This window comes from Pseudovibrio sp. M1P-2-3 (assembly GCF_031501865.1).
GTDB lineage: Bacteria > Pseudomonadota > Alphaproteobacteria > Rhizobiales > Stappiaceae > Pseudovibrio > Pseudovibrio corallicola.
On the sequence record NZ_JARRCW010000001.1, the window covers coordinates 1964556 to 1983652 of the forward strand.

The window sequence follows — 19097 nt, forward strand, 5'->3', positions numbered from 1 at the left end:
CCTATTTGTCCTTGGGGTCAAGAGCATCGCGCAAGCCATCGCCTATGAAGAACAAACTAAACAAGGTCACAACGAAGAAAAACAAAGGAAATCCGATTTGCCAAAGGGTTCCATACTGCATAGTTCCCGCTCCCTCAGAAATGAGGGCTCCCCAGCTTGTGTTGGGTTCTTGTACGCCAAGGCCAAGGAAGGAGATAAAACTTTCAGTCAAAATCATATTGGGAACCAGTAGGGTTGAATAAACAACAACGACTCCCATCAAGTTGGGCACGATATGCCGAATGATAATGGTAAAAGGCTTCACACCTGTAACCATAGCAGCTTCGACAAATTCCTTATGCTTGAGTGAAAGTGTTTGGCCGCGGGCGATACGGGACATATCCAGCCAAGAAATCAGGCCAATACCGACAAATAGCATAGAAATTGAACGACCGAACACCACAAGAAGCAGGATAAGGATGAACATATAGGGGACTGACTGCAGGACATCCACGATACGCATCATGATGTTATCGGCTCTTCCGCCAACATAGCCTGCAACAGCACCATAAAGTGTGCCAACGAGTACTGCGATAATCGCTCCGATTATCCCTACCATCAAGGATATCTGGGTACCTTGGATTACGCGTGCGAAGAGGTCTCTGCCCAGATCGTCAGTACCGAAATAATGGCCGTTTTCCAATGAGGGTTGTCCAAGGCTGGCAGCCTGTCCAATCAAGTCCCAGTCAATCTCCTCATTGGACCACTGTGCTAAGGTGTTTCCAAATGCAGCAAACAGGACAACCAGCACTAGAGCAATCAAGCCTCCTGTTGCGGCTTTGTTGCGCATGAAGCGGCGGCGAGCATCCGCATAAATTGAGCGACCTTTGACTTGCTCGGCTTCAGCTAGTGCCTCAGCAATTGCATTCATATTTTTTGTAGTAGCAATCATCGGTTTAGCCTCACTTATAACGGATCTTAGGGTCAATCCATGCGTAGAGCATGTCGACAATGAGATTAAAAAGGATGGTGAGTGAGCCGATGAGAATTGTAATACCAAGCATTACCGCATAATCGCGGGTAAGGGCTGAATTCACGAAAGCCTGACCAATGCCGCCGGTCGAGAAGTAAACATCAATGATAACCGAACCTGTTATCATGGAAACAAAGATAGGTCCCAGATAGGAAATGACAGGCATCATTGCTGGTTTTAGTGCATGCCTGCGAACGATCACGTGGTAGGGGAGGCCCTTAGCCTGTGCTGTACGGATGTAGTTGGTGTGCAGTACTTCCAGCATGGAAGAACGCGTGAGGCGGGCAATGGAAGCCATGTAACTGGTGGAAAGTGCAATCACCGGCATTATCAGGTTTTGCCAATGTCCATCATTCCAGCCTCCGCCTGGAAGCCAGCCAAGCCAAAGGGTAAATATCAGGATAAGTAGTGGTGCCATAACAAAGTTTGGCAGCACTTGCGCACCGATAGAAATACCAACGGCGAAGTAGTCCAGAATTGAGTTCTGCTTAACAGCAGCTGCAATGCCGAGGGCACAACCAACAAGGGTTGCCGCAATGAATGAAATAATACCGTAAGTAAGGGTAATAGGGAAGCCCGTGGCAATGATATCGTTTACCGTCCGATCTTTGTACTTAAAGGAAGGCCCAAAGTCGAATTCAGTAACAATACCGCCGATATAGGATAGTATTTGATTAAAAAGTGGCTGATCAAGACCGTACTTGGCATTGATGTTGGCCAGTATTTCAGGTGGCAGCGGCTTTTCCGAGGTGAAAGGGCCACCGGGGGCTGCATGCATAAGCAAAAATGAAATAACGATCAGAAACAGCAACGTTGGTATTGCTATTGCCAATCGCCTCAATAGGTAAGCGAGCATTTTTATTATCCGATTGGTTTTTGTCTAAGCAAGAAATCATCGGCGCACGAGGCGCCGATGATATAGCTTGACTTAATTACTCAGCAACCTTGTAGAGGTTTTTAGCATACCAGTTTTGTTCGGCATTTTTAACAGGCCAGTTTTTCAAGCTTGTTTGGAACATGTATCCCTCTGTGTAGTGATAGATTGGGATAATTGGCATGTCAGCTGCAAGAAGCTCTTCCGCCTGTGTGTATAGCGGCTGTGCATCTTCCGCAGTTTTTGCTGCATCCAGCAGCTTGTCGTAGTCAGCGCTGTTGTATTTGCTGTCGTTCATGCCCGATGTGCTGCGAAGGGTGTCAAGAAACGTTGAAGCTTCGTTATAGTCACCACACCAGCCAGCACGGCCAAGGTCGAAGTTCTGGTTTTGGCGCTCAGTAAGGAATGTCTTCCACTCCATGTTGTTCATGGTCACTTTGACACCGAGCTTCTGCTTCCACATTTGTGTGGCAGCAATAGCTACCTTTTTGTGGCCTTCATCTGTATTATAGATCAGGTTCAGGTCCAGTGGGTTGTCTTTTCCATAACCAGCTTCTGCAAGAAGTTCTTCTGCCTTAGCATCACGCTCTTTCTGGCTCATGTCTGCATAATCAATAGACGGTACAGTAAAGCCACCAGTCACTTCAGGTGTGAAGGTGTATGCAGGCATTTGGCCTTCTTGTAGAATGCGCTCTGTAATCACATCACGATCCAACGCATAGGACAGTGCCTTGCGGACACGTACATCCTTGAGTGCCTCAGGCCCTCCTTCGGAGACGTTTACATAGTAATAGTACGAGCAGAGGCGCGGCATTACTGTGGTTTGATTAGGGTACTGCTTCTTGAGAGAAGGGTACTGACCAGCTGGAATTTCCGTACGGTCCAACTCACCTGCTAGGTAGCGTGTCAGTGCTACGTTTTCATCGTTGATGATAACAGCGTTAACTTCATTGATGATGGTGTTTTCGTTATCCCAGTACTTTTCGTTGCGTACCATGGTGGAAATTTCCTGAGGCTTATGAACTTTGAGAACATAGGCGCCGTTGGAAACGATATTTTCAGGTTTAGTCCAGTCTTTACCGTGTTTTTCAATAGCCCATTTAGGTGTTGGGAACGTAGATCCGTGTGTTGTCATCAGCGCGAAGTATGGGAGCGCGTCAGTCAGCTTTACTTCCAGAGTAAGGTCGTCAAGTGCTGTCACTCCAAGAGTAGATGGCTCTTTTTTACCATTCACGATGTCAGATGCGTTTTCCAAGGACATTAACTCGACAAACCATGCGTATTGAGATGCTGTCTTTGGATCAGCAAGGCGCTGCCAAGCGTATACGAAGTCGCCCGCGGTTACTGGCTTACCGTCGGACCACTTAGCTTCTTTGCGCAGCTTAAATGTATAGGTTTTCTTGTCTTCACTAACTTCATGGCTAAGAGCCACACCTGGAACCAGATTGCCGTTGTTGTCCTGATTGTAAAGGCCTTCAAACAGGCCACGTACGAGCTCGGAGCCAGAAACATCCTCAACAATTTGCGGGTCAACTGATGAGTGCTCATCCAAAACGCGGTAGGTGAAAACCTGCTCATCGGCAAGATTTTCCCCTGTTGTTGGGTGGGTGCCTGCAGCAAACGCGCTGGTGGCTAGCATCGCAGAGCCCACGACACTGCCCATAAGAATAGATTTAAGCATGAAACATACCCCCAAAAAGATAATATATGAGTTTATAACTCGTTGTATTAATTTGTTATTTCGAACGTAAAAGGTGCAACGTGTGTGCAGCCCATTCGTATTCAGTTTGAACTGAACGTAAAGAACAAAACGCCCTCGCTCTCGTTATTCCTCCAAGAACGCCCCTGCTTCTACGTTAGTCCATCTACTTATGGTACCAATAAGGAAGGAAAATGCAATTAACTTCGCATAATAGGGAGAATTTTCACCCATTAACCCGCTGGGCGATAATATAAACTAAATGCAGCTTTAAATTACTTTGTATGTATAGAGCATAAGATCGTTATAACTAATTGTAATATATATGATATTATTATCCAGTTTATTTTTAGATTGCTTTTTGAAGGGGAGGGATGGCAAATCCAACTATTTGATGAAGTGGATAAGTAAAACTGCTTTCCTGTATATTTTGTAAGACTTACGCGCTGTGCTCAGAAAATGCACTATTTGTACTGGAGTTCGTCGTAACAACGCTGGGTTTAAGTTAAGTGCTATTAACTAATGCGTTTTATTGATGGATTCCATCAAACTCACGTAGCTAGCTCATATAGGTTATTTCATTATATATATTTCCCCATAATGATATGCAGAGTTCTATTTTTTTTTTAGACTCTTCAAAAAGAGTTTATTCCCAACCTTAATTATTTTTATACTGCTGGATGCTATTGTAAATTCATAATTAATCCCCAAAGTAAACTAGGATTAATTTCTCTGATTAATAATATAATTATTACATTTTATTTAACATCTATTGAGTTGCTATGCTTTGATGGCCTATGATTTACTTCTAGGACTAAAACGCCATCCTAGCCGATCCAAGGAAAGGGCAAGCAATGGACGTGTTCTCTTTGTACTCAGAAGTTTACGACCGGACGAAAGTTGAGGAGATGTCTCTTCAAGACTATATCCTTGGTTGCCGTGATAATCCAGGTATGAGGGCAACCGTTGCAGAGCGGATGATATCAGCAATAGGTGAACCGCAAATCATTGATACGAGCCAAGACCAGCGACTTGGGCGAATTTTCCTCAATCGAACCATAAAACGTTACCCAGCTTTTTCCGATCTTTTTGGGATGGAAGAAACAATAGAACGTATTGTCGGCTTTTTCAGGCATGCCTCCCAGGGATTGGAAGAGCGCAAACAAATCCTATACTTGTTAGGACCTGTTGGAGGAGGAAAGTCAACTCTGGCTGAAATCCTTAAGGTTCTTATCGAAAGAGAGCCGGTTTACGTTTTGAAAGCCGGGGAGGAGATAAGTCCGGTTTTTGAGTCTCCCCTTGGTTTATTTGATCGGGAGAAAACTGGAGATCTGCTGGAAGGAAAGTACAATATTCCTAGTCGTTTATTGACAGGCCTTATTTCACCTTGGGCAACAAAGCGTCTTGATGAGTATGAAGGAGATATATCACGGTTCAAGATCGTGAAGTTGTATCCTTCCAAATTGCGGCAGATATGCGTTACCAAAACAGAGCCAGGGGATGAAAATAATCAGGATGTCTCTTCTCTTGTAGGCAAACTTGATATTCGAAAACTGGAACATTTGAGCCAGAATGACCCCGACGCTTATAGTTATTCAGGTGGCTTGAACAGAACAACTCAAGGCTTGTTAGAGTTTGTGGAGATGTTCAAGGCACCCATCAAAGTCCTTCACCCATTGTTAACCGCAACGCAGGAAGGAAATTATGTTGGGACTGAAAATATAGGTGCGTTCCCATTTCAGGGCCTCGTCGTAGCACACTCCAATGAATCTGAGTGGTTGCAGTTTAAAAACAACAAGAATAATGAAGCTTTTCTGGATCGTATAAGTGTTGTCAAGGTACCCTATTGTATGCGGGTCTCTGATGAAGAGGAGATTTATGGTAAGCTCTTAAGTAACAGTGCTCTAGGGGAGGCTCAGTGTGCACCCGAGACTTTGAAGATGATGGCCCGCTTTTCCGTGCTTTCGCGACTTCATGAGCATGAGAACTCCACCCTTTTCTCAAAGCTTAGCGTTTATGATGGTGAGAACCTAAAGGATATAGACCCTAAGGCTAAATCAGTTCAGGAGTACCGTGATGCGGCAGGTGTAGATGAAGGTATGCACGGCATTAGTACACGGTTTTCGTTCAAAGTGCTCTCCGAAACGTTTAACCATGACACAGAAGAGGTTGCAGCTGACCCAGTTCATCTGATGTATGTGCTTGAACAAGCTGTAAAACGCGAACAGTTCTCAGAGGATGTTGAGGCTAGTTACCTTGATTTTATAAAATCAGAGTTGGCACCACGTTATGCCGAATTTATTGGTAATGAAATCCAAAAAGCCTATTTGGAATCCTATAGGGATTACGGCCAAAATCTTTTTGACCGCTACATCGCCTATGCTGATGCTTGGATAGAAGACCAAGACTACAAAGACCCTGATACAGGACAGATGTTCAATCGAGAAATCCTTGAGCAGGAAATGTCAAAGATAGAGAAACCTGCCGGAATTGCGAACCCAAAAGACTTTAGAAATGAAGTTGTAAAGTTTGTCTTACGCGCTAGAGCCGAGAACTCTGGCAGAAACCCTGACTGGCAGACCTATAAGAAGTTACGTAGAGTGATTGAAAAAAGAATGTTTGGTCAGATTGAGGACTTGCTTCCGGTGATCAGCTTTGGTTCGAAGAAGGACCGAGATAGTGATGCCAAACATCATGAGTTTGTAGAAAGGATGATGGCGCGCGGATATACTAGGCGGCAAGTTCAGAGGCTTGTTGAGTGGTACATGCGTATTAATAAGGCTGGTTGACCCTGACAAGAGCGTGAAGAGGTGCTTTAACTATGACAATTTTCATTGATAGGCGCCTGAACCCTAAGGACAAAAGCTTAGGAAACCGAAGGCGATTTCTAAAGCGGGTGCGCTCCCATATTAAGAGAGCTGTGGATGAAACTGTGAAAGGGCGCGGTGTCACAGATGTCGCCCGCGGTGAAAAAGTTTCGGTACCATCCGATGGTATTTCTGAGCCAGTATTTCGGCGTGATCTCCAGACAGGCCAACGTAGTTTTGTTTTTGGTGGCAACAAAGAATATATTGCTGGAGACAAAATTCTGAAACCCGGAAGCGGGGCAGGCAGAGGAAGAGGGAAAGAAGGCACAGATACAGGGGAAGGGGAAGACGAGTTTGTTTTCGCATTATCTCGCGATGAGTTCTTAGACCTGTTCTTTGAGGACCTAGAACTTCCTGACCTCATTAAACATTCTTTAAAAGAAGTAGAAACGTTGAAACCGCGAAGGGCGGGTTATTCTGTTACAGGCTCACCGAACAACATTAATATATTGAAAACCATGCGGAATTCTCTGGGGCGTAGGCTTGCTCTTCATAGGCCGGATAAAGATGCTGTAAAAGAACTACAAGTACAAGTCTTCCAACTTGAAAAAGTATCTCACCCTTCCGTGGAGCAAAAGAAGGAGCTTGCATGTTTGAGGGCTGCCCTAGAAGAAATGTTACGACGTCAAAAGGTGATCGCCTATATTGACCCATTAGATGTGCGTTACAATTTTTTTGAACAAACTCCAGTTCCTAGCGCAAATGCCGTTATGTTTTGTCTCATGGATACATCGGCTTCAATGGGTGCCCGTGAGAAGGAACTAGCAAAACGTTTCTTCATCCTTTTGCACCTGTTTTTGAAGCGACGTTATAAGAAGATTGACTTGGTATTTATTCGTCATACACACAATGCGCAGGAGGTTGATGAAGAAGCTTTTTTCTATTCACGCGAGACAGGTGGTACAGTAGTGAGTACGGCTTTGAAGGAGATGGATAAAGTCATAAAGTCCCGTTACCCCCCTGCAGAGTGGAATATCTATGCAGCACAAGCATCAGATGGGGAGAACTTTGCGGGTGACACTGAAGTTTGTATTGAACTTCTTCAAAACACAATCATACCGGTTTGCCAGTACTTTGCATATATTGAAATTCTTGAGGAAGCGGAAGTCAAATTGATGGAGGCGGAAGAAAATGGAATGGAGTTATGGCGAGGGTATAGATCTGTAAAATTGGGTTGGCCAAACTTTGCGATGAAGAGAATTGCTAAACCAGCTGATATTTATCCTGTTTTTCGGGAACTTTTTTCAAAAAGTGCTGAAGGAGTTGGAAAATGAATAGTGGCACTATTTCCAGCACTTCAAGTGAGCTACTTTTCACCGATGCTGATTGGAACTTTGATAGTCTTCGAAGAACATATGACGCTATTGAAAATATTGCACTTGATGACTTGAAACTGAATATCTACCCCAATCAGGTTGAAATTATTAGCGCTGAACAGATGTTGGATGCTTATTCATCTGTTGGAATGCCACTCATGTATTCTCATTGGTCATTTGGCAAGCACTTTGTTGCGCAAGAAACTCAATATCGCAAAGGGTTACGTGGCCTAGCCTATGAAATCGTTATAAATTCAAGCCCCTGTATTAGTTATAATATGGAAGAAAATACCATGGCTCAGCAAGCTTTGGTCATGGCGCACGCGGCATTTGGGCACAATCATTTTTTTAAGAACAATGAGCAGTTTCTTCAATGGACAGATGCAGAGGGTATTCTAGATTATCTCAATTTTGCCAAGGGATATATTTCCAAATGTGAAGAGCGCTACGGGGTATCTGAAGTCGAGCAGTTGTTAGATAGTGCCCACGCACTTATGCCAAATGGAGTTTATAGATATCGCCGCCCACAGAAACTCTCCTTAAAAGCAGAGCGGGAAAAAGAAAGAAAGCGCGCGATCTATGAAGAGAAGAGCGTAAACTATCTTTGGGATGCTATGCCTAGAAGTAGTTACGTTGATACTTCCGATATGGAACGTGAGGCTCGTAAACGCAAAAATTCTCTTCACTTACCTGAAGAAAATTTGCTGTATTTTTTGGAGCAGTATAGCCCGGTTTTAAAGGTTTGGCAGAGAGAAATTATTAGAATAATACGAAATATATCTCAGTATTTTTATCCTCAAAGGCAAACTAAAGTCATGAATGAGGGATGCGCTTGTTTTGTTCATTACTATATAACGCACTCTTTACATAGAACTGGTCTTATCAATGATGGAGCGATGCTCGAAATATTGCATAATCACTCCAATGTCATCTATCAGCCATCCTTTGATGAACGCCATTATTCCGGCTTTAATCCCTATGCACTCGGTTATTCTATGATGGAAGACATCAAACGAATTTGTGTTGAGCCTACTGAGGAAGATCGGTTCTGGTTTTCTGATATTGCAGGATGTGGGGATTGGAAAAATGTTTTAAAAGATGCTTGGGCTAACTACCGCGATGAATCATTTATTACTCAATTTTTAAGCCCCGAGATCATCAGAAAATTTCGAATGTTTGCTCTGTCGGATGACGCAAAATCGTCCCATGTAGTTGTAACGGATATTCATAATGAACAGGGGTACTTAAACGTGCGTGAAGCTCTTTCGAGAAGTTATGATGCCGGTGCTATTGATCCAGACATTCAAGTTGTTGATGTGGACCTACTGGGAGATCGTTGCCTGCGTTTATGCCACTTTACTAGAGATGGGGTAACATTGGATGAAAAGGATCGAGAACAGGTGCTAAAACATCTTAGGCGACTTTGGGGCTTTGAAGTAAACTTGGAAGAGGTTAATAGTACCGAAACACTCTAGGTACTGTTTACAAATAGGATTCACAAACTCAATAATTTGTGATTCAAGATAATTTTTTGAGAGGTTACCTCGGCGCGGCACTTGATGAGTGATGATGAATGGAATTTTTTGAGCAGTTTTGGTCCAGCCATTCTTGCCTGACTGTTCTGTTATAGCGCTCCACATACGCATTTTGAGCAGGTTTACCTGGTTGGATATGCCGGATCTCTATCGCTTTCACTCTGGCCCATGATAGCAAGGGTTCACTGATGTTTTCCGGGCCATTGTCAACACGTATCACGGCAGGCTTGCCGCGCCATTCCAACACTTGTTGCAGCGTGTGCGCCACTCTGAGCGCCGGCAAAGAGAAGTCAACTTCAATCGTGTGCGTACGGCGTCACCGACCTAACGTCGCAGAATTGATTGGCTTACGTTCTACCAGATTGAAACATGCAGAGCGGTAATTATGATAACAAAAGCCAAGGTCTACTGGAGTGAAGAGAATAAACGCTCCATCTGCCAGCAGGCACTGTCTGATACGGAGCCAGTTGCCCAAGTCGCCCGCCGCAACGGGTTGAACAAGGGGCGGCTGTATAACTGGCTGAAGGATGCTCGCTATAACCCCTCACTGAGCGCAGCCGTTCCCAAGACTGAGCCACCCGCTTTTATCCCCGTTAGCGTTGAACAGACAGCTTCAAATGAGGATATAGCGCCTGAAGTCTCACAAGACTTTACAAGTATCAGTTCACAATTGGTTATCGAAATCCGGCTGGTTGCAGGCCATGAGGTGCGTCTGAGTGGTTGTATGAGTGGCGAACAGATTACCAGTATTTTGCAGGGACTAGCACCATGATCCCGGTTCCCAGCAATGCGCGGGTGTGGCTGGCTGCTGGTATCACCGACATGCGCTGTGGTTTCAATTCTCTGGCTGCAAAAGCAGAAAGTGTTTTGCATGAAGACCCCTTTTCTGGCCATCTGTTTGTGTTTCGTGGGCGGCGGGGCGACCTGCTGAAACTGATTTGGTGGGATACCCAAGGAGCCTGTTTGTTTACCAAGCGATTGGAGCGGGGCCGTTTCCTGTGGCCAGCGGCAAAAGAAGGCAAAGTCAGCCTGTCACCATCACAACTCTCTCTCCTTCTGGAGGGGATCGATTGGCGCATGCCACAGAAAACATGGCGACCGATGACCTGCGGATAACTATCGGAATTCTATGTAATATTTGCCTATTTCCACTCAGTTTTAAGCGGGTTTCATGCTATAAGCATGGCATGCTCAATACGCTTTCCAACTTGCCGGAAGACCCTACTGAACTCAAAAACCTGATTACGTTTTTGAGCCGGCAAGTGCAGGCTCAGGCCCTGAAGATTGAGCAGTTACAGCAGCAGCTGCATGGGGCCAATCGGCACCGGTTTGGAACACGTTCTGAAAATCTGGAACAGCTACAGCTCACCTTGGAAAATCAGGAAATTGTTACCGCCGGAGAAGCTCCGACAATAGAGGAAGAAGAGCAGGCCCAAGAAGATAAGCAAAAGCCAAAGCGCAAGTCCTTGCCGGGAAACCTACCCCGCAATATCGAGGTTCTGGATCCGGGTGAAGTCTGTCCGTGTTGCAGGGGACGCTTGAAAACACTGGGTGAGGACATTACCGAAGAGCTGGAATATATCCCCGGCCGATTTGTGGTAAACCGACTTGCAAGGCCGCGTAAAGCTTGTAGCTGCTGTGAAAAGATAACACAGGCCCTGCTGCCATCGCGCCCTATTGAGCGAGGGCGCCCCGGTCCCGGCCTTCTGGCACATGTGCTGGTGAGCAAGTTCGCGGACCACTTACCATTGTACCGACAATCGCAGATTTATGCCCGTGAAGGGCTGGATCTCAGCCGGTCCACGCTGGCGGGCTGGGTGGGGCGACCGTGTTGCATAAATCGACCGTTTAGGGTTTAAGCTGCCCCCTCCTTTTTCTGCTCAGTTTTTCTTTCATGCCCTTCAAACACAAATGCTGCCCGCCGCGACAAGTTTACAAAGGCTCAATACCGGATCACCAACTGGTCGGAGTATAACGAAAGTCTACGCCGGCGTGGGGATGTGACAGTCTGGTTTTATGATGATGTTGCCAGTCGCTGGCTTGCCTCGCCGAGGCGGCGGCGCGGCCGCCCTGTCCGGTTCTCCGCTTTTGCCATTGAAGCGTGTTTGCAGGTGAGATTGGTGTTTGATCTTGGGTTGCGTCAAACTCAAAGGTTTATACGCTCCCTTTTGCGGCTGATGCAACTGAACCTTCCCGTCCCTGACTTCTCAAAGCTGTCGCGTCGATCTGGAACTTTAAGAAGGCTAAAACCTCGAAAAACAACCTCGACATCTGAACCCGTTCATTTGGTTGTTGATAGCACCGGTCTGAAGGTCTTCGGAGCTGGAGAATGGCAGGAAACCAAGCACGGCACCAAGATGAGGCGGCGAAAATGGCGCAAGATACATCTGGGAATGGACTTGAATACGGGCGAAATTCACGGCGCGGAGCTCACTGAGGACAGTATTGGGGACCCCACTGCTCCGCCAGACTTACTGGATCAAATTGAGGCACCGGTTGCCAAGTTTCTAGGGGATGGGGCCTATGATGGTGAGCCCACCAGACAAATCCTTTCAGACCGCTTCACCGGCGTAGAGGTTATCATCCCGTCGCCCAAATCCGCTCTCTCCAGCCTGAAGGCTGAGACCGATCCCTCAGCACGGGACCAAGGCATTCTTGCCATTAGATGTTTAGTCCCGCGAGCAGATGGAATCGGTTTAACATTGACTTCATCATTTCGGGAGGACTTATGGGACAGGTATTACACGGCAGCGCCACGACTACTCACGCGGTTCGATCAGCCATACAAAAATCGGATGCAACCATCAAAGAGTTGAGCCGGCGCTATAACATCAATCCCAAAACGGTGATGAAGTGGAAATATCGCAATAGCGTGGAAGATCAACCTATGGGGCGGAAGAATCCCCGCTCCACAGTCCTGAGCGTGGCAGAAGAAGCGGCGTGTGTCGCTTTTCGCAAGCACTCTTTATTGCCACTCGATGACTGCCTTTACGCCCTGCAGGAAACGGTCCCTTGTGACCTAGCGCGTCCCGATCCGACCACCGCCACTGCCCTCCCGACTCAATACGGTGGCCATTGGCCTATATTCGCAGAAGACACTAAAAAGCATAAGACAAGCGTGTCGACGCAGACTAGATTCGGGATTCCCTAAACCAGTAATTTGTGATTCCATGTCTTTGCGGTGAGACGGGAGCCAAGCATGGGAAAACCACATCCAATTGAATTGCGAGAACGTGTTGTGTGCATGGTCGCAGAGGGGAATAGTCATCGTTCTACGGCCGCACATTTTCATGTTTCTGTTAAATTTGTGAATGACATGGTCCGTCTAAAACGTGAGACAGGCTCTCTTCTGCCCAAACGACAAGGTAATCCCGGTCGCGGAAAATTGAGTGGAGTTAAGGATTGGGTCCGGCAACGCTTACAGGAAAGAGGAGAACTGACCCTTGATGAATTGGTTCTGGAGCTATTCGAGCAACACGCCATCAGGGTGCACCGTTCGTCTGTTGGCCGGCTCTTGCACCGCCTTGGGCTAACACACAAAAAAACACTTGCTGGCCGCAGAGCAAAAGCGCGCTGATATCCGCCATGAGCGCCATGTCTGGATTGCGCGTCGCCAACCTTTTATGAAGAGCCATTTGCATAGGCTTGTGTTTATTGATGAAACCAGCCTCAAAACCAATATGGTCAAGACAACTGGCTGGGCACCCAAAGGAGAGAGACTTCTTGATCACGCCCCTTTTGGTAACTGGAATACGCAAACCTTTATCGCCGCCCTCAGGCATGACCGCCTAGAGGCGCCTTGGGTCATAAATGCGCCCATGAACCGTCAGCGATTTGAACGGTATGTGGAAACGCAATTAACCCCAACTTTGAAAAAAGGAGATGTCGTTGTTCTGGACAACCTATCCTCACACAAAAGCACGAATGCGGCAAAAGCTTTGCAGGCTGTTGGAGCTTGGTTTCTGTTTCTTCCTGCTTACAGTCCAGACCTTAATCCCATCGAGATGGCGTTTGCCAAACTTAAAACACTTATTCGAAAAATTGCAGCCCGTAGCTATGACGACTTATGGAAAGCTATCGGGCAAGTATGCGACCTATTCTCAGAACAGGAATGTTATAACTTCTTCAATGCAGCTGGTTATAAACCCGATTAAAGGCGACACGCTCTAAAACCAATGGCCGGATGCGTTGGCAAAAGCAGACGGGCTACGGCCAAAGGGCGCGAGCAGAAACCCTGATGGGCCGCTATAAACAAGTGATCGGCAACAAACTCAGATCACGAAAGCTGGAAAATCAAAGAACGGAGGTGCAAGTCGGTGTCGTCGTTCTTAACAAAATGACCGCACTCGGACGACCCTCGTTCGAGCGCATTAAAGCACTGAGGCGCAACGCTGAATCGATTGGAGATTCCCAATCAGGTTGATTTGTGATTCACTCCTTTTAGGGAGGAGATCACATGGGCCGGCCACTTTCACTTGATTTACGCCTTCGCTTTAAAAGGCTCATTTTATCCGGGATGAGCGGGCGTGAAGCAGCACGCCGCCTGCTGATCTCTCCAGCATCAGGATCTCGCTTGGCCCGTAAAGTTCGGGAGGGGCAGAGTTTAATCCCGGTCAGGACAGGGCGCCCAAAGGGAGGCGGAAAATTGGAGCCCTACCTCTCCTTCTTGCGCGAGCTGGTCAATCAAGACGGAGATATCACGTTAATGGAGTTATGTGATGCACTTTTCATGGCTGAGGGAGTGAGGGTTCACCATACTTCCGTCTCCAAGGCTTTGCGCCGTCTTGGCTACACCTATAAAAAAAATCGTTGGTGGCAACCGAGCGTGGCAAACTCCATGTACAAAATGCCAGAGATGAATGGCGCCACACCCGTCAGCCTATAATGCGTGATCTGCCTGAGAGACTGGTGTTTCTCGATGAAACCAGTGTTAAAACGAATTTAACCCGGCTGCGAGGCCGAGCCTTTAAAGGGGAACGAGCCCTTGACACAGCGCCGTTTGGACGCTGGCAGAACCAGACCTTTATCGCCGGTTTGACCCACGAGGGACTCATTGCGCCCTGGGTTCTGGACGGGGCCATGAATGGCAAGGCATTCACCACTTATATCACGACACAACTGGCTCCATGCTTGCACCCTAAAACGGTGGTCATTCTGGATAACCTGTCCACACACAAAGTTCCAGAAGCCGCAAGGGCCCTCAGACAAAGCGGGTGTTGGTTCCTTTTTCTGCCGCCCTATTCTCCTGATCTCAATCCTATCGAAATGGCGTTTTCCAAGCTCAAAGCACACCTACGCAGAATGAAAGCCAGAACCTTTGAGACCTTGATAAAGGCTCTGGGTGACATATGCGATCTGTTCACACCCCAAGAGTGTTGGAATTACTTCAAGGCAGCTGGATATGTTTCAGTATAAAGGCTCAAGACTATAATTGTTTAGTCCCGCGAGCAGATGGTGTGGTTGTTTTATAAATCTGTCCGACTCTTGTGTCCATTGTCTGGTAATATAGTCGAAGGGTGTTTGTCCTTTGAGAGCCTTGAGGCGTTTGGCGAAGTTATAGGCCTGAATAAATGTGTCCAGATGGGCTCTTAGTTCGTTGTGTGTGCGGTAATAGTAGCGCCGAACGGTTGCTTCTTTAAGGGTTCTGTTCATGCGCTCGACCTGGCCATTTGTCCACGGATGGGCTGGTTTGGTAAGCCGGTGGTCAATGTCATTTTGGGCACAAGCCAGAACAAATGCATGAGCACGAAACAACTGGCCTGTTGTGAGCAAATGTTGAACCTCACTGGCGTTCCAGCTGTACCCTTTGGGGTCAGTGAACTGGGTGCCGTTATCGGTCAGCACGGTATGGATCTTGTAGGGAACCGCTTCAATAAGGGCCCGCAGAAAGGTACTGGCAATCCTTCTGGTGGCTTTTTCAAAGAGTTTGACAAAGGCGAATTTTGAGGTTCGGTCAATGGCAACGAACAAATAGAGCTTGCCTTCTTGCGTACGAACCTCAGCAATATCAAGATGAAAGTAACCAATTGGATAGGCTTTGAAGCGTTTCTTGTTCGCTTTCATATCCGGTGGTGGCAGGCGCGAAATCCCATGGCGCTGGAATAAGCGATGCAGGGACGAGCGGGTCAGACGCGGGATCGTTTCCTGCAGGGCGTAAAGGCAGTCATCGAGTGGCAATAAAGAGTGCTTGCGAAAAGCGACACACGCCGCTTCTTCTGCCACGCTCAGGACTGTGGAGCGGGGATTCTTCCGCCCCATAGGTTGATCTTCCACGCTATTGCGATGTTTCCACTTCATCACTGTTTTGGGATTGATGTTATAACGCCGGCTCAACTCTTTGATGGTTGCATCCGATTTTTGTATGGCTGATCGAACCGCGTGAGTGGTCGTGGCGCTGCCGTGTAATACCTGTCCCATAAGTCCTCCCGAAATGATGAAGTCAATGTTAAACCGATTCCATCTGCTCGCGGGACTAAACATATAATGCGACCTGAATGTCAACGGGTAAGGGCAAACTGTAAGCTGAGATAGATTTGTGCAACAACGCCAGATTGGTACTGTTTTAAAATTTCAGGTGTATGGTTTTTCAGTATCATACGACAGTATCCTAGAATTTTGGAAATATAAGGGTGCGGGTACCGTCTTTATTGTAAATAGTTATCTCATCAAATTTATGATATATTTACCTATCCAATTGATCAACCGTATTAATGAACTGTTGCCATGGAACTATACCCAACATAGTTGAGTTTCGTGTGATCTGTTTCTATAAAAAGGTCGGGAATACCGCACGCTCACGTGCTTCATAACCAATACACGTTTCAAAGTTGCTAATTTAGGTGTTGGATGTCCGTTTTTATCGCGCTAAGTGTGTTTGCAAGCCTTATGATTGTCATGGGTCCAGTTTTAGCTTGGATTGCTTTGGTGCGCGTTTCAAAAACGGAACGCAGGCTTGCTCTGCTTCAACGGACTTTGAGCGAGTATGAGAAAAAAATTGAAGCTCTTCGTAAAGCCGGCGCCCGAAATGAGACACCTTTGCGCGAGCCTGCATCAAGAACCGCCGAACACATAAGTTTGGCAGTACAAACTGACCCATACACCGGTTCAACCTCTGCCAAAATCAACGTCTCCGCCGCCGCATTCGCACAGACACCACAATCCAAGTCTGCTCCCGAGCGCGCGCCTGTTCCGCCGCTCCTAACACGGTTTTACAATCACGTAGTTGGAAATTTGCGACAAAACTGGCTCGTCTGGCTCGCGGCAACGTCTCTGTCTCTAGGCGGCGTTTTTATCGTTCAATATGGCATAGAAAACGGCTTGCTTTCACCGTTCACGCGCATCATTTTTGGTGTTATTTTCGGTCTTTGCCTTCTTGTAAGTGCAGAGTATTTTTATCAACAAACTGCCGGTCTTGCCAGTTGGTTTGAAGTGCCCGTCGCTCTGGCCGGCGCAGGGATCGCGACGCTTTACGCTGTGGTAATGGGCGCCTATTGGTTGTATGAGCTGATCGGTCCGTTGGCCGCGTTCGCCGGATTTGCTGGCGTGTCATGGCTGGCCATAGGACTTGGATTACGCTTTGGGCCAGTTGTGGCAACCGTCGGTGTCCTCGGGGCCTATTTTACGCCAGTGTTCGTCGAAAGCTCCGCGCCTTCCGCGATAATGTATCCTTATGTCCTTCTGGTGTTGCTGGCCGCCTTGACAATTGAGCGGGTGCAAAAGTGGATATGGCTTTCGGCACTGGCCGTTGTATCGAGCTTTTGGTGGGTTTGGATTTTGCACGGTCTCCTGCCGCAGATGCATATTTTACCATATGCGTGTGCAAGCATTCTCATCCTTACGGCCGCCCAGATTGGTCTGGGAGTGAAGCCAACAACGCGTCAATCAACACTATTTACAGATCCTGATTTCTGGATCGTTTCGAAAAACTATCCCGTTTTATTGATATATGCGGCGGCAGGTCTTGCGGTTGCCATGATGGTACTGGAGAGTTTGCCGCCGATGTCCTCTCTGGCCGTTCATAATGGTGTTGGTTTGGTTGCGTTGACAGGTCTTGCCATTTACGCTCTTCCTCAAGCACAGCGGCTGGATTTGTTGGCGCCGGTGTTTGTGGCGGCGTTTGTTCTCATTATGACGTTCCAAACGGCCGGCAATTTTGACGGACAAAATTTTTGGGCGTTTATGGCGTTGACCGCAGTCTTGGCACTCATTGGCGTGCATGGAAGTTTTTGGCGCGCGGCACGATCGACGCGCCCGCACTGCTGGTATACAGCTGCGGCACTCACACCTTTGATTGCTGTTTCTGCCCTATGGCAATGGATGCAGATCAGTCCCTTGCTCGTGCAGTATTGGGTTTTGCTCTGCTTTGGTGCGATCGCTGTCTTGGCCGTTATGGGAAGTCGGTTCCGAGCCATGACCCCCTCGTTTCAGCGCGGCGTGGAGCTTGCAGCGACCTCAAGTTATCTGGTATTGGGGGCAATAGTGTATCTAAGCTTGAAGGAGGTCAGTTTGACACTGGCCTTCGCAGCTCTTGCCGTGGCAATTCCTGAAATCTCCAAGAAAATCAATGTGGTTCAAGCGTCAAAGCTGTTTTTGTTGTTTTTGTCGATATATCTGGGAAGAGCCTTGATTGACCCTGGGGTTTCAGGGGCGTTGGACGCCGCCACCAGCTCGGTTCATTTGCTCTTCATGGGATCATTAGTTCTTCTGAGTCTCGGTTGGTACCGGGCGAATACCTCACAGAGCTCCAGTCAGGCTGTCAGTTTTGAAACCTCCTTTTGGGCGGTATTGAGCGTTTATGTGATGGTGCTTCTCGGCCGCTGGATGACTGGCCAACAAGGTCTATTGTCTAACCATCTGGCCATTGCCTTCTATGCACTTCCCGTATTCATTTTGTCTGTTGTGCAGATCCAACGCCTCAAAGTCGTAACCTCTTTCCGGATGTTCCGTAGATGTGTCGCTTTGGCGTATATTGGTGTGGCCAGTGTTCTGGCTCTGGCCTTAGTGTTCGTGGTGAATCCGTTATATGGCGGTAAGGTGCAAGGTCCGTATCTTCTAGATAGCCTGGCACTAGCCTACCTTGTTCCGGCAGGGTTTGTTCTGTTGCTCATCCACTGCGGACGGCCCCTCATATCGCATGCAACACTTGCGGCACGCTTACAGTTGGCCGCCTATGGAGGTGCGGCCGTTTTGCTTGCGCTTTATGTGGGACTTGAAATCCGGAGGTTCTGGCACGGCGATGTACTCACTCAATCCGGTATTTTATTGCCTGAATTGTATTCCTACACCATCGCATTACTTGTGGCTTCTGCCGTGGCCATTATGACGGCGGTTCTTCGAAAGCACCTGCGTTTGGCCCAAACTGGTCTCGTTTTAATCGCGATCACCTGCGGCAAAGTTTTTTTGATGGATATGTCTGGCTTGGATGGACTAGCTCGTGCCTCATCCTTCATCGGGCTTGGTCTCACGCTATGTGCGATAGCCTGGATACATCAGCACTATCTGAAGCCAATCATCGCAACCTCCCCAGCGGAACAGTCATAACATCGGTAGAAAAAGAAACATCAAATAAGACCATCACAGTTGGAACGGAAAATCATCGACCAAACTGACCTGCCGTTACTGCCACCTCAAAGGCGTTAGGTGGGTCAGGCCGGACGTATATGGACACCCCCGATATGCAAGCAGTGATTTATGAAACTTTGGAAGGTGAGGTCAGGCACTGACGTATATTCGGCCTCTATTTGCGACCTTACTCCGTCGCGGGCCCCTATGGAGATCCGTCGAACCGGTCCAAT

General features: G+C 47.4%; 16 protein-coding genes and 2 pseudogenes. 13 read left to right on the forward strand and 5 right to left on the reverse strand.

Translation table 11 applies throughout. From position 1 onward, the window contains the following. Position 1: 1 nt before the first annotated feature. The 3 genes from P6574_RS08865 to P6574_RS08875 form a co-directional block, all read right to left on the reverse strand. Positions 2-931, reverse strand: coding sequence for an ABC transporter permease subunit (locus P6574_RS08865; RefSeq protein WP_405048084.1), 930 nt, complete (start codon positions 929-931; stop codon positions 2-4). Between the two features lie 10 nt (positions 932-941). Then, positions 942-1868, reverse strand: a complete 927-nt coding sequence (oppB, locus tag P6574_RS08870) for an oligopeptide ABC transporter permease OppB (protein WP_310619975.1) — start codon at positions 1866-1868, stop codon at positions 942-944. A 76-nt stretch (positions 1869-1944) separates the two neighbouring features. Next, positions 1945-3567, reverse strand: a complete 1623-nt coding sequence (locus tag P6574_RS08875; RefSeq protein ID WP_310619976.1) for a peptide ABC transporter substrate-binding protein — start codon at positions 3565-3567, stop codon at positions 1945-1947. 872 nt (positions 3568-4439) lie between these two features. Here P6574_RS08875 and P6574_RS08880 point away from each other — a divergent pair. Genes P6574_RS08880 through P6574_RS08890 form a run of 3 tightly spaced genes read left to right on the forward strand, consistent with a single transcriptional unit; the run spans position 4440 to position 9243 of the window. Further along, positions 4440-6374: a PrkA family serine protein kinase gene (locus tag P6574_RS08880; RefSeq protein ID WP_310619977.1), complete on the forward strand. Its 1935-nt coding sequence runs from the start codon at positions 4440-4442 to the stop codon at positions 6372-6374. A gap of 32 nt (positions 6375-6406) precedes the next feature. Next, a complete protein-coding gene (locus P6574_RS08885) occupies positions 6407-7726 on the forward strand; it encodes a YeaH/YhbH family protein (protein ID WP_310619978.1) in 1320 nt (439 codons plus the stop codon). Then, positions 7723-9243 carry a SpoVR family protein gene (locus tag P6574_RS08890; RefSeq protein WP_310619979.1) on the forward strand — a complete coding sequence of 507 codons (1521 nt, stop codon included), beginning with the start codon at positions 7723-7725 and terminating at the stop codon, positions 9241-9243. The genes P6574_RS08885 and P6574_RS08890 overlap by 4 nt, the downstream gene beginning before the upstream one ends. A 64-nt stretch (positions 9244-9307) precedes the next feature. On the opposite strand, the pseudogene P6574_RS08895 reads toward P6574_RS08890, so the two are convergent. After that, positions 9308-9604, reverse strand: a pseudogene (locus P6574_RS08895) (integrase core domain-containing protein); the annotation flags it as partial. A gap of 84 nt (positions 9605-9688) precedes the next feature. On the opposite strand from P6574_RS08895, the gene tnpA reads away from it, so the two are divergent. From tnpA to P6574_RS08940, 9 genes and pseudogenes are all read left to right on the forward strand, one after another. Beyond that, entirely contained in the window at positions 9689-10075 is a 387-nt protein-coding gene (gene tnpA / locus P6574_RS08900) for an IS66-like element accessory protein TnpA (RefSeq protein WP_310619980.1), read from the forward strand. After that, positions 10072-10419: an IS66 family insertion sequence element accessory protein TnpB gene (gene tnpB, locus P6574_RS08905; protein ID WP_310619981.1), complete on the forward strand. Its 348-nt coding sequence runs from the start codon at positions 10072-10074 to the stop codon at positions 10417-10419. The genes tnpA and tnpB overlap by 4 nt, the downstream gene beginning before the upstream one ends. Continuing rightward, positions 10374-11162 (forward strand): IS66 family transposase, encoded by a 789-nt coding sequence (locus P6574_RS08910; RefSeq protein ID WP_310619982.1) that lies wholly within the window; start codon positions 10374-10376, stop codon positions 11160-11162. The genes tnpB and P6574_RS08910 overlap by 46 nt, the downstream gene beginning before the upstream one ends. Positions 11163-11255: 93 nt before the next feature. Further along, positions 11256-12119, forward strand: a complete 864-nt coding sequence (locus P6574_RS08915; protein WP_310622133.1) for an IS5 family transposase — start codon at positions 11256-11258, stop codon at positions 12117-12119. Further along, positions 12032-12316: pseudogene (locus P6574_RS08920) on the forward strand (IS481 family transposase); the annotation flags it as partial. The gene P6574_RS08915 and the pseudogene P6574_RS08920, both read left to right, overlap by 88 nt. 186 nt (positions 12317-12502) lie before the next feature. Further along, the gene (locus P6574_RS08925) at positions 12503-12880 is read left to right on the forward strand and encodes a helix-turn-helix domain-containing protein (RefSeq protein WP_310619983.1); all 378 of its coding nucleotides are present in this window, start codon (positions 12503-12505) and stop codon (positions 12878-12880) included. After that, positions 12852-13457, forward strand: coding sequence for an IS630 family transposase (locus tag P6574_RS08930; RefSeq protein ID WP_310619984.1), 606 nt, complete (start codon positions 12852-12854; stop codon positions 13455-13457). Before P6574_RS08925 ends, P6574_RS08930 begins: the two co-directional genes overlap by 29 nt. A gap of 29 nt (positions 13458-13486) precedes the next feature. Next, positions 13487-13726: a hypothetical protein gene (locus P6574_RS08935; RefSeq protein ID WP_310619985.1), complete on the forward strand. Its 240-nt coding sequence runs from the start codon at positions 13487-13489 to the stop codon at positions 13724-13726. Between the two features lie 33 nt (positions 13727-13759). Next, a protein-coding gene (locus P6574_RS08940) for an IS630 family transposase (RefSeq protein ID WP_310619020.1) occupies positions 13760-14718 on the forward strand; the annotation gives its coding sequence in 2 pieces (ribosomal slippage) (positions 13760-14101 and positions 14104-14718; 957 coding nt in all). On the opposite strand, the gene P6574_RS08945 is transcribed toward P6574_RS08940, so the two are convergent. Next, entirely contained in the window at positions 14710-15720 is a 1011-nt protein-coding gene (locus P6574_RS08945) for an IS481 family transposase (protein WP_310619986.1), read from the reverse strand. The two genes, P6574_RS08940 and P6574_RS08945, sit on opposite strands and share 9 nt — an antisense overlap. A 429-nt stretch (positions 15721-16149) precedes the next feature. On the opposite strand from P6574_RS08945, the gene P6574_RS08950 reads away from it, so the two are divergent. Continuing rightward, positions 16150-18843 carry a DUF2339 domain-containing protein gene (locus P6574_RS08950; protein ID WP_310619987.1) on the forward strand — a complete coding sequence of 898 codons (2694 nt, stop codon included), beginning with the start codon at positions 16150-16152 and terminating at the stop codon, positions 18841-18843. Positions 18844-19097 lie beyond the last annotated feature (254 nt).